The organism is Tenggerimyces flavus (assembly GCF_016907715.1).
Lineage (GTDB): Bacteria > Actinomycetota > Actinomycetes > Propionibacteriales > Actinopolymorphaceae > Tenggerimyces > Tenggerimyces flavus.
Map to the genome: position 1 here is coordinate 3830516 of NZ_JAFBCM010000001.1, position 11713 is coordinate 3842228.

Consider the following 11713-nt stretch of genomic DNA (forward strand, 5'->3'; position numbering starts at 1 on the left):
CTGCAGGGGTCAACCGCGTCTTGGTGCGTGGTCTTCCCGGACGTTGACTCGAAGGCATGCGAATCGGGACATGGCCAGAGCTCACCGGACTGCCCATCGATGCTGCCCGCGGGGCGTTCGAAGACATCGCGAAGGCGGGGTTCAGCACCGCGTGGCTCGGCGAGGTCGGCGCCTGGGACCCGCTCACGCTGCTCGGCGCGATCGGCTCGGTGGCGCCGTCGGTGCGACTGGGGACGGCTGTGGTGCGTACGTATCCGCGGCATCCGGTCGCGCTCGCCGCGCAGGCGCTGACGGTGCAGGCGGTGACCGGTGGGCGGCTGGTGCTCGGCATCGGGCCGAGTCACCAGCCGCTGATCGAGGGGATCTACGGGCTGCCGTTCGCCTCGCCGGGCGCGAACCTGCGCGAGTACGTCACCGTGCTGCGGCCGCTGCTGCGCGGTGAGGAGGTGGACTTCCACGGGCGCTTCTGGACCGCGGTCGGATCGGTCGCCATCCCGGACGTTCCGGCGCCGCCGGTGTTCCTGTCGGCGCTCGGCCCGGCGAACCTTCGACTGGCTGGCGAGCTGGCGGACGGCATCGTCGTGGCCTGGTCCGGGCCGCAGACGGTGGAGGAGTACTTCCTGCCGGCGCTGAGCTCGGCGGCCGCGGAGTTCGGACGCCCGACCCCGGAGCTGGTCGCGAGCGCGATGGTGACGGTGACGTCGGACCCGGACGGCGCGCGAGCGTGGGCGAACGAGAACTTCGGCGCGGCGTACGACCTGCCGAGTTATCGGAAGATCTTCGACCGTGAGGGCCTCAGCTCGGCGGGCGACTCGATCATCGCCGGCGACGAGGCAGCGGTCGAGGCGGCGCTGCGGCGCTTCGCCGACGTGGGGGTCGACGAGGTGCAGGCGATCCCGGCCGGAACGGCCGAGGACAAGGCCCGGACCGTCGCGTTCCTCGGCTCTCTCGCCAGCCAGTCCGCCTGACCGTCGCAAACTGTGGGGTTCTGGTAGGGACACGCCGGCGTGTCTCTACCAGAACCCCACAGCTTGTGCGGTGGGGGAGGGAGCTCGAGGGTGGCGGGCGGTGGGGGAGGGAGCTCGAGGGTGGCGTGCGGGGTGGGGATGGGCTAACCCCGCAGTCGTAGGCCGCGCGGGGTGGTGTGGAAGCCGGCCGAGGCCAGCGCGGTGGCCAGGGGGGTGCGGAGGCCGCCGGGTTGGAGCAGGGCTTCGCCGTCGGCTCGTTCGACGCTGAGCTTGCCGAGCGAGCCGTCCCGCACGCTCAGGGCGAGGGCGTCGACCGCGGGCTGGAGCAGCTCGGGGGCGTCGGACCAGGTGAGGAACGTCCGTCCGCCGCGCTCGACGTAGACCACCAGCTCGCCGTCGACCAGCACGACGAGGGCGCCGGCCTTGCGGCCCGGCCGGTGTCCGCGCTGACCTTCCTCGGCCGGCGTCTGGTCGGGCCAGGGCAGGGCGGCTCCGTACGGGTTGGCCGGGTCGGTCGAGGCGAGCACGACGGTCCGCAGCTCGCGCTCGGTCACCGCATCGGTCTGTGCCCGCAGCCGGTCGACCGCGCCCGGTGCGCCGAACTGCGCGGCCCCGAGCCCGGCCACGAAGTAGCCGCGCCGGCAGCGGCCGGACTCCTCGAACGCCGACAGCACCCTGTACGTCGCGGCGAACCCGCCCGGGATCCGTTCGGCCGTCACCGCGCCACGCGTCACCACGCCGTGCCGGTCGAGCAGCGCCTCCGCGGTCGCGTGCGCGCGGCGGGTCTGGTCGGTCTCGCGTTCCGGCAGCAGCGACCACCGGCCCGCGGCGAGCGGGAGGCCCACCCGGCGAAGGTTCGCCCTCGCCGTACGCATGGCCGACCGCTGCGGCGCGAACCGCGTCCGCGCCGGAGCCGTCCGCCCCTTGTGCGAGCTCTTGCCACCCGACACCAGCGAGCGCAGCGCGGTCATCGTGTCTCCGGTCAGATGACCCGCCCAGACCAGATCCCAGAGCGCGGTGACCAGGTCGTTGTCGTTCGTCGACTCGACCGCCTCGGCCAGCTGGCGGAAGAAGAACCCGCCACCCGGCGCCAGCACGTCGAGCACCTTCTGGTGCAGCTCGCCCGGCTCGAAGTCCGCGGCCGGGTCGGGCAGCGTGAGGTCGGCGGTGTCGGCGAGGTGCAGCGACACCCAGCCGTCCGTTCCGGGCAACGCGCCATGACCAGCCCAGACCACCTCGCCGGCCGCGGTGAGCTCGTCGAGCATCGCCGGCTGGTAGTCGGCGACGCGCGAGCCGACGATCAGCCGGTCCAGCGCGGACGCGGGAACGGCGCAGCCGGCGAGCTGCTCGACCACCTGCAGCACGCCCTCGGGTCCGCGCAGCCGGCTACCTACGTTCTGCCAGGCGGGCAGGAAGCGGGCGAGCGCCTTCGGGTCGACCGGCTCGACCTCCGAACGGAGCGCCGCGAGCGAACGCCGCCGGATCGTGCGCAGCACGCCGGTGTCGCACCACTCGGTGCCCTGGCCGCCGGGCCGGAACTCCCCATCGGTCACCCGGCCCTGCGCGGCCAACCGGCGCAACGTGTCAAGGACGACCGCGACGCCCAACCCGAACCGGGTCGCCACGTCGACGGCGAGGAATGGCCCATGCGTGCGGGCATGTCGGGCGACCAGGTCGCCGAGCGGGTCGGCCACCGGGTCGGTGAACGCCTGCGGGATGCCGACGGGCAGCGGTACGCCGAGCGCGTCCTGCAACCGGCCGGCGTCCTCGATCGAGGCCCACCGCTCCACGCTGCCAATGCGCAGCCTGAGCACGCGGCGGGCGCCCTCGAGGTCGGACAGCCAGTGCCCGGCGCGGTCGGGCTCCACCGAACGGGCCGCCACCTCGGCGGTGTCGAGCGGGCCGAGCAGCCGGAGCAGGTCGGCGACGTCCTCCGGCCCGCGGGCACGCCGGTCGGAGACCAGCCGCTGCAGCTCCTGCTCGGTCTGCTCGACCACGCCCGGGTCGAGCAGGTCGCGCAACTCGGTGGTGCCGAGCAGCTCGGCGAGGAGGGTCTGGTCCAGCGCGAGTGCGGCGGCCCGGCGCTCGGCGAGCGGAGCGTCGCCTTCGTACATGAACGCCGCGATGTAGCCGAACGTCAGGCTGCGCGCGAATGGCGAGGGCTCGTTCGACTCGACCTCGACCACGCGGACCTTGCGCGCGGCGACGTCGCGGAGCAGCTCGACCAGGCCGGGCAGGTCGTAGACGTCGCGCAGGCACTCGCGGACGGTCTCGAGCACGATCGGGAACGAGCCGTACTTGCTCGCCACCGACAGCAGCTGCGCGGACCGCTGCCGCTGCTGCCACAGTGGCGAACGGCGCTTCGGGTCGCGGCGGGGGAGCAGCAGCGCGCGGGCGGCGCACTCGCGGAACCGCGACGCGAACAACGCCGAGCCGCCGACCGCCTCGGTGACCAGTTGCTCGATCTCGTCCGCGTCGAACACCACCAGCTCCGCGCCGGGCGGCAGGTCCTCGGTGTCGGGGATGCGCAGCACGATGCCGTCGTCGGCGTGCACGGCCTGGACGTCGATGCCGTACCGCTCCTGCAGCCTGTTGCCGATCGCCAACGCCCACGGCGCGTGCAGGGCGGCACCGAACGGCGTGTGCACGCACAGCCGCCAGTCGCCGAGCTCGTCGCGGAACCGTTCGACCACGATCGTCCGGTCGTCGGGCAGGTGCCCGGTCGCCTGCTTCTGCTCGGAGATGTAGCTGACCAGGTTTTCGGCGGCCCACTCGTCGAGGCCGGCCACCCGGGCGCGCTCCTTGGCCTTGTCCGGGCCGACCTTGTCGAGCTCGCGGACGAAACCGCCGATCGCCTTGCCCAGCTCGGCGGGCCGGCCGAGCGTGTCGCCCTTCCAGAACGGCAGCCTGCCGGGCTGCCCGGGAGCGGGGGAGACCAGCACGCGGTCGTGGGTGATCTCCTCGATCCGCCACGCGGTGGTGCCGAGCGTGAACACGTCGCCGACGCGGGACTCGTAGACCATCTCCTCGTCGAGCTCGCCGACGCGGGACGCCTTCTCCCCGACGAGGAACACGCCGAACAAACCGCGGTCGGGGATCGTGCCGCCGCTCGTGACGGCCAGCCGCTGCGCGCCGGGCCGGCCGGTGAGCGTGCCGGCGACCCGGTCCCAGACGAGCCGCGGGCGGAGCTCGGCGAACTCGTCCGACGGGTAGCGGCCGGCGAGCATGTCGAGTACGGCCTCGTACGCCGAGCGGGGGAGCGTCGCGAACGGGGCGGCCCGCCGCGAAAGGTCGAACAGGTCGTCGACGTCCCAGGTGTCGACGCACGCCGCGGCGACGATCTGCTGGGCGAGCACGTCGAGCGGGTTGGCGGGGATGTGGGTTTCCTCGATCAGCCCGGCTCGCATGCGTTCGGTGACGACCGCCGTCGTGACCAGGTCGCCGCGGAACTTGGGGAAGATGATGCCCTTCGAGACCGCGCCCACCTGGTGGCCGGCGCGGCCGACGCGCTGCAACCCGCTGGCGACGGACGGCGGTGCCTCGACCTGGACGACGAGGTCGACCGCGCCCATGTCGATGCCGAGCTCGAGGCTGCTGGTCGCGACCACGCAGGGCAGCCGGCCGGACTTGAGGTCGTCCTCGATGAGCGCGCGCTGCTCCTTGCTGACCGAGCCGTGGTGCGCCCTCGCGAGGATGCCGTCCGCGCCGTGGCTTGCACCGGACTGGGCCATCACCTGGGCGGGCGGCTCGTGGTCGGGGATCGCCTCGCCGTGGGTGCGCTCGTGGTTGATCTCGTTCAGTCTCGCCGTCAGCCGCTCGGCCAGCCTTCGTGAGTTGGCGAAGACGAGGGTGGAACGTTGCCGCTCGATCAGGTCGGCGACGCGTTCCTCGACGTGCGGCCAGATCGAGCTGTGCCGCTCGGCACCGGCGGCCGCGCCCTCCTGGTCGTCGACGGGCTGCCCCAGCTCGGCCATGTCCTCGACGGGGACGACCACCTGCAGGTCGAAGACCTTGTCGAACTTCGGGTTGACGATCGTGACCGCTTCGCTGCCGCCAAGGAACCTGGCCACGGTCTCGATCGGGCGTACGGTCGCGGACAGCCCGATGCGCTGGGCCTTGGTCTCGAGCAGCGCGTCGAGGCGCTCGAGGCTGAGCGCGAGGTGGGCGCCCCGCTTGGTGCCGGCGACGGCGTGCACCTCGTCGATGATCACGGTCTCGACCCCGCGCAGCGCTTCGCGGGCCTGGCTGGTGAGAATGAGGAACAGCGACTCCGGCGTGGTGATGAGCACGTCTGCCGGCGCCTTGGCGAACCTGCGCCGCTCGTCGGCCGGGGTGTCGCCCGAACGGGTCGCGACCTGGATGTCGGGCTCGTTCAGGCCGAGCCTGCGGGCGGTGTGCTTGATGCCGGTGAGCGGGGCGCGAAGGTTGCGTTCGACGTCGACCGCGAGGGCCTTGAGCGGCGAGACGTACAGGACGCGGCACCGCTGCGCCTTGTCCTTCGGCGGCGTGGTGGCGAGCTTGTCGAGGGCCCAGAGGAACGCGGCGAGCGTCTTGCCGGAGCCGGTGGGCGCGACGACGAGGGTGTGCTCACCGCGGCTCACCGCGTCCCAAGCCCCCTGCTGAGCGGGCGTGGGCGCGGCGAACGACGACCGGAACCACTGAGCGGTCGCGGTCGAGAAGCGGTCGAGCACATCCTTCATGGGTCCATCGTGCCTCGGCCCACCGACAAGTCGACCGCCGCCAGCTCGCGGCATCGGGCTAGCTGTGACTGGTGTGGCTGATGTGGCGGCCAGGTGAGGGTCAGCACCGGCGGCCGCCGCTCAGTTCCAGCCGCTCACCTGCGAAGCGCTCGCGGAAGGCGCGATCGTGCGACACCGCGACCACCGCGCCGGGGTAGGCCGCGAGCGCCCCCTCCAGGTCCTCGACCAGGTCGAGTGCGAGGTGGTTCGTCGGCTCGTCGAGGACGAGAAGGTCCACGGGCCTGGTCACCAGCCTCGCGACCTGCAAGCGCCGTTGCTGTCCCGCGGACAGCGCCGCGACCGGCACGTGCAGATCCTCCGGACGGAACAACCCCAGCGCCAGCAGGCGATCGGTGTACTCGTCCGGCAACCCGGGCAGTCCGACCGCGAAGGCGGCGAGCAGCGGAAGACGCGTGGACTGCGCGGGCAGCTCCTGCGCCAGGTAGCCGATCCGAGCCGGGCGGCGTACGGTTCCCGCGTCCGGCTCCAGATCGCCCGCCAGAACCCGCACCAGCGTCGTCTTGCCCGCCCCGTTCGCGCCTGTCACCAGCAGCCGCTGCCCGGGCGCGATCGCCAGTTGTCCGTCCAGCCGCAGCCGCGAGCCGACGCGTACGTCGTCGAGCTCCGCGAGTGGGCGCTCCGAGGGACGGGTCCCGCCCGCCGACGACAACGCTGCTGTGAAGCGCAGCGGTTCGGGTGGAGCCGGCACCGGGTGTCGCCGCAGGTGAGCAAACCGTTCCCGGGCGGATCGCACCTGCCCGCCGAGCTTGTTCTCATGCGACCGGCGGTGCTTGCCGAAGCCCTGCCCCGGGTCCTTGCCCGTGGTGGCGAGCCTCTTCCCGGCGGCCGCGACCAGTTCCTCGGTACTGGCCACCTCCTCCAGCCAGTCCGCGTACTCCTGCTCCGCCCGGCGTCGGGCGGCGGCCTTCGCGGCGCGGTAGCCGGCCCATCCTTCGCCGTACCGGTGCACCGTGCGCGCATCCCGGTCGACCTCGAGGATCGCGGTGGCGATGCGTTCCAGGAACCCGCGGTCGTGGGTGACCGCGACGACGGTGCCACGGTGGGCGCGCAGTTGCTCCTCGAGCCAGTGCATGGCCGCCGCGTCGAGATGATTCGTCGGCTCGTCGAGGAGGAGGAGCTCGGGAGCGGCGGCCAGCACGCAGGCGAGCGCGAGCCGCGACTGCTCGCCACCGGAGAGCGTTTCGAGCTGGCGGTCCCTGGTGATCCCGCCGAGCCCGAGCCCGTGCATGGCGGCTTCCACGCGGACGTCCGCTTCGTAGCCGCCACGCTCCTCGAACGCGATCAGCAGCTCGCCGTACGCGACGAGCTCCTCTTCCGAGGCCTCGCCGAGACGCTCCTCCGCTCTGCGCAACCGGCATTCCAGGTCGCGCAGGTCGGCGAGAGCGAGGTCGACCGCGTCCTGCACGGTGCAGCGCGGGTCGAGGTCGAGGGTCTGGGCCAGGTGGCCGGTGCCGCCGGGGAAGCTGACCGTGATCTCGCCGGCATCCGGCGCCTCGGCCGCTGCGAGCAGTCGCAGCAAGGTGGACTTGCCGGAGCCGTTCTCGCCGATGACAGCGACCTTCTCGCCGGGACGGACGGTGAAGCTGACCTGGTCGAGGATGGTTCGAGTGCCGTAGGACTTGGTGACGTCCCTGACGGACAGCTGCGCCACGGCAGCGGGCATGACGGTATGGGCGCGTTCGCGCATGTGACTATCCCTGGGAGTGCGAAGTGTCTACGGGCAGCAGAAACGGCAGCGACGGCCGTGCCCGGACTCAGAGATAGTGATAGAAAGCCATGCCCCCACGGTAGCAAGAGCGACGATTCGCTCCCAACTCATTAGGTCGTGTCTGGCAAGAGCACCGGTCATCGCGCGCCGCGCGATAGCTAGGAGTCACGGCCTAGCCTCGGGATTCAGGTGTGGGTGGTCGCCTTACCTGGCCGGTGGCCCCTCTACCTGGCGTCCACCCCACGTAAAGCGGCTAATGATCATGTAAACATGATCGTTGGCCCTCAGGGCGGGCCGGGTCGGACCGACGAACGATCGAGCCTAGCCCTCGAGACTCGCGTAGGTCGCGTCGACGAGACTCCAGGCGCGTTGGTCGCTGCCTTCGAGCAGCTCCGACATGCGGTTCGGGACATACGCGAAGGCCAGCTCGTGCTCGGGATCGGCGAACGCGAACGAGCCGGTGGAGCCGCCGTGGCCGAAGGTGCCCTTCTGGGGGACGCGGAACATCGGGCCGCCCGGAAGCATGAAGCCCAGACCCCAGTCCGTCCGCACGCACAGCACCTGGTCCTTGCCGCTGGCGTGGGGCGTGCGGGCCTCGTCGACGATCGCGCGGGAGAGCAGCCGCTTGCCATCGACGTCGCTGACGAGCAGCGCGAACAGCTTGGCGAGTGCCGCCGCGCTGGCGGTGCCGTCGGCGGAGGGGCTCTCGGCGATCGCGAACCGGTGGTCGTTGACCGCCTCGAAGCTGACTCCGATGCTGCCGGCCGTCGCGCGGTAGGCGGCCGAGGTCGGATCGTTCAACGCTGCGAACAGGTCGGCCAGGTCCTCGACGTCCTTGCCCAGCGTCAGCGCGCCGGGGTCGGGGGCGGAGATGTCGGACAGCCGGCCGAGCTCCTTCTCGGGCAGGCCGATGAACGCGTCGATGCCGTACGGTCCCGCGATCTCCGTCGCGAAGAACTGACCGACGGTGAGTCCGGTCTGGCGGCGGACGATCTCGCTGAGCGCGTGGCCGATCGTCAGGGCGTGGTATCCGTGTGCGGTGCCGGGCGTCCACTCCGGCCGCACGGCGGCGATAGCTTCCACGATCGGTGTTCCGGCGATCAGCGTCTCGGCCGTCAGCGGTGACCTCTCCAACGAGATCACCCCGGACTGGTGGCTCAGCAGCTGGCGAAGTGTGATGTCGCCCTTGCCTTCGGCGGCGAACTCTGGCCAGTAGCTCGCGACCGTCGCGTCGAGGTCGAGCGACCCGCGGTCCACGAGGAGCAGCGCGGCGATCGCTGCCATCGCCTTCGTGGTGGACGCGATGATCGTGAGCGTGTCGCGTTCCCAAGGCTTGGAGCGTCGCAGATCGGCGTAGCCGCCCCACAGATCGACCACCTGCCGGCCGTGGTGGTAGACGGCGAGGCTGGCGCCGAGCTCCTTGTCGGCTTGAAAGTTCGCCTCGAACGCCTGGTTGACCTTCCGGAAGTTCTCGGCGCTGGTTCCGTTGATCATCGTCTCGTCCTCTCTACCGACCGGTTGGTAGGGAGAGTATCTACCGACCGGTCGGTAGGCAAGGCTGGTACGCTTCGGTCCATGGCGGCTGTGGCAGAGGACACACCGACCCGGATCCGTTCCGTGGCGGTGGAGCTGTTTGGTACGCGGAGCTATCGCGGGACGTCGATGCGGGAGATCGCGGAGGGCGTCGGCATCACGAAGGCGTCGCTCTACTACCACTTCCGGTCGAAGGCCGAGATTCTCGAGAGCCTGCTCGGACCGTTGCTGGACCAGCTCGACCAGGTGCTGGCCGAAGCCGCGCGACGCCGCGGGCTCGCGGCCGTACGCAAGCACCTGCTCGAGGGCTCTGCCGACGCGCTGCTCAGCAACAGGCGGGTCCTCGGGCTGCTGTTCCGCGACGCGTCGGTGTACGGGGACGAGGGCCTCGTCCTCGGGTACCGGGTGATCGCGTGGATGGAGGAGGCGCAGAAGCTGCTCGCCGGGCCGCGGGCCGGCTGGCGGGAACGCATCCGCGCGACGCAGGCACTGAGCGCCGTCGCGGATCCGGTCAGCCTGTTCCCCGACGTTCCCGACGCGGACCTCCGCGCCGAGCTCCTCCGCGGCGCCAACGAGCTGCTGCAGGACTAGTCGATCCCGCCGGCTGGCCTAGGTTTCGCGGGGGCGAGTCATGCGGTGTTCGGTCGCCTCGAGCCGTTCGTCGACCTTCGTGCCGCCGTCCAGCTCGAAGCCGAACTTGCGGTAGAAGCTCATCGCGCGTTCGTTACCGTCGACGACCCAGAGGTAGGCCTCGCGGTCGCCGAGCGCCTCGGTGACCAGCCGGCGGGCGAGCCCGGTGCCGTGGTGGCTGGCGAGCACGTTGATCGCCATCAGCTCCAGCGGCGTCGGCGGGTCGTCGTCACGGGCGGGACCGACGGTGATGAAGCCGACGACCTCGTCGCCCGCCAGGCCCACGAGACGCCCTATGGCGTCGTCCTTCTCGGCGAGCATCGCCCGCCAGCGATCGGCCGACCGCGCCGGTTCGAGCTCGTCGAGATAGCGCTGAACGATCAGCCCGGCGTACGCCTCCCGCCAGATCCGCACATGGATCTCGCCCAGCTGGTCGGCGTCTTCGAGCCTGGGTTGCCGAATCGTGTACTCGTGCACGCTCCATTGTCTCGATCATGGTTCTACCGGCAGAACTCAGGGACGATGCCGTTGAGGTTCTTGACGTAGCGCGCGGTCAGCCAGCGGCCGTCGTAGAGCTGGTACCAGCGGTCGTTGCCGCCGACCTCGTCGCCCGACACCTTGCAGATCGCGTTGAGCTTGGCGCCGTACTTCAGGCTGCCCGCCGCTGCTCCATCGAGGCTTGGCGTGGTGCGGAGCTTGACCGACGGCTTCGCGGTGACCTGACCATCGGGCGGGCCGAGGTTGCAGTAGTGCGGCGACTTCCCGGCGTCCTCGATGTTGCGCGCGGCGGCGTAGCGCCAGGTGTTGCCGGACTGGACGCGATACCAGAACCGGTTGCCGTCGACCTCCGGGCCTTCGACCTTACAGGCGATCGTGACCTTGGTGCCCTTCTTCAGGACGCTGAGCAGCTCCGCGGCTGGTGTCGGGAACGAGCGAACGTTCAACGAGGCGGTCGCTTCGCCCTTGTACACCTCGGCATTCGCGGGCTGAGCGAGAACGGTGAGGCCGACGAGAGTGGCGGCGAACATGGCGGTGGTGGCTGTGGTGGTGCGGATCATGCGACTGCTTCCTTTCGGGAGGCTCGGTCGAACGCCTGCTGGACGCGTTCGCCCAGGGCGTGGCGGTTGGCGGGATACAGGTCGCTCCAGGTCACGCGTACGACCTGGTAGCCCAGATCGAGCAGCTCGGCCTCGCGTCTTCGTTCGCGGCGCACGACGATGTCGGGGTCCTCGCCGTCCCGGAGGCCGCGGTGGTACGGCGACCGCCCGTCGAACTCGGCGACCGTCAGGTGCTCGCGGAAGTAGAAGTCGCACCGGTCATGCTCGTCGAGGGAGACCGCCGCCTGGAGGGCGGGAGCCGGCAGGTCGAGCTCGGCGAACACGACCCGGGCCAACGACTCCCCAGCCGACTCCGATCGCCCGTCCGCGAACGCGATCACCCGCCCGGCGGCCCCGGAACCACTCTGGTCCCGCACAGCGTCGAGCGCATGGACCAACCACGCCCGGAGCACGCCGAGCCGGATCGCGGAGTCCGCGGCGACGACGGCCGACTCGTACGGGCCGACGCGTGCCACGTCGATGACCGTCCGGGCCGCCGAGGTGATCGGCAGCTCGTCCTGCAGCGTGAACTCGCCCGGCGTCAACTGGCCCGCGTGCTCGTGCAATCCCACCGTGAGCTGGGACGTCTCCAGGTCGGTCCGGGTCACGTGGACCCGCGCGAGGTTGGGCTGGTGTAAGGCGAACCCCCAGGCCGCGGCCGCGGACCAGTGGCTGACCACCGCCGGCGCATCGAGCCGCAGCAGGACGGCCCTGACCATCAGCAGGTGCCGCTGGACGGCGTCAGCGGAGGTCCAGACGGCACGCTCGACGAAGACGTCAGGGCGTATTCGGTGCCAGGCCAGCTCTCGTACGCACCGGTCGACGTGAGCGTCGTCGTAGCCGGCGGCGAGCGCCTGCTGGCGGGTGAACAGGCCGTGCTGGTGGGCGGCGATGGCCTCGAGGGTCGAGTGCAGTGGGTTCATGTCCACCACCTTGCGGCAGTGGAACGGTCACCGGGAGCCGGGCGGATCGATCTGTGGACAACCCGCCGATCCGGCTACCTGTGGACGAAAACGA

General features: G+C 71.2%; 8 protein-coding genes. 2 read left to right on the forward strand and 6 right to left on the reverse strand.

Annotation, left to right across the window (positions count from 1 at the left end; all coding sequences use genetic code 11):
• Positions 1-56: 56 nt before the first annotated feature.
• Entirely contained in the window at positions 57-968 is a 912-nt protein-coding gene (locus JOD67_RS17940; protein WP_205118753.1) for a TIGR03564 family F420-dependent LLM class oxidoreductase, read from the forward strand.
• Positions 969-1111: 143 nt separating this feature from the next.
• On the opposite strand, the gene JOD67_RS17945 is transcribed toward JOD67_RS17940, so the two are convergent.
• The 3 genes from JOD67_RS17945 to JOD67_RS17955 all read right to left on the reverse strand — a co-directional run bounded on the left by JOD67_RS17945 (position 1112) and on the right by JOD67_RS17955 (position 8930).
• Entirely contained in the window at positions 1112-5668 is a 4557-nt protein-coding gene (locus JOD67_RS17945; protein ID WP_205118754.1) for an ATP-dependent helicase, read from the reverse strand.
• Between the two features lie 100 nt (positions 5669-5768).
• On the reverse strand, positions 5769-7391 hold the full coding sequence (gene abc-f / locus JOD67_RS17950; protein ID WP_372442367.1) for a ribosomal protection-like ABC-F family protein: 1623 nt from the start codon (positions 7389-7391) through the stop codon (positions 5769-5771).
• Positions 7392-7757: 366 nt separating this feature from the next.
• On the reverse strand, positions 7758-8930 hold the full coding sequence (locus JOD67_RS17955) for a serine hydrolase domain-containing protein (protein WP_205118756.1): 1173 nt from the start codon (positions 8928-8930) through the stop codon (positions 7758-7760).
• Between the two features lie 81 nt (positions 8931-9011).
• Between JOD67_RS17955 and JOD67_RS17960 the strand changes: the two genes are divergently transcribed.
• Positions 9012-9560, forward strand: coding sequence for a TetR/AcrR family transcriptional regulator (locus JOD67_RS17960; protein WP_205118757.1), 549 nt, complete (start codon positions 9012-9014; stop codon positions 9558-9560).
• An 18-nt stretch (positions 9561-9578) separates the two neighbouring features.
• Here JOD67_RS17960 and JOD67_RS17965 read toward each other — a convergent pair whose 3' ends face one another.
• The 3 genes from JOD67_RS17965 to JOD67_RS17975 are packed head-to-tail and all read right to left on the reverse strand — an operon-like array spanning position 9579 to position 11619.
• The gene (locus JOD67_RS17965; protein WP_205118758.1) at positions 9579-10076 is read right to left on the reverse strand and encodes a GNAT family N-acetyltransferase; all 498 of its coding nucleotides are present in this window, start codon (positions 10074-10076) and stop codon (positions 9579-9581) included.
• Positions 10077-10099: 23 nt separating this feature from the next.
• Positions 10100-10657, reverse strand: a complete 558-nt coding sequence (locus JOD67_RS17970) for an SH3 domain-containing protein (RefSeq protein WP_205118759.1) — start codon at positions 10655-10657, stop codon at positions 10100-10102.
• Positions 10654-11619: a type IV toxin-antitoxin system AbiEi family antitoxin domain-containing protein gene (locus JOD67_RS17975; protein ID WP_205118760.1), complete on the reverse strand. Its 966-nt coding sequence runs from the start codon at positions 11617-11619 to the stop codon at positions 10654-10656. The genes JOD67_RS17970 and JOD67_RS17975 overlap by 4 nt, the downstream gene beginning before the upstream one ends.
• Positions 11620-11713 lie beyond the last annotated feature (94 nt).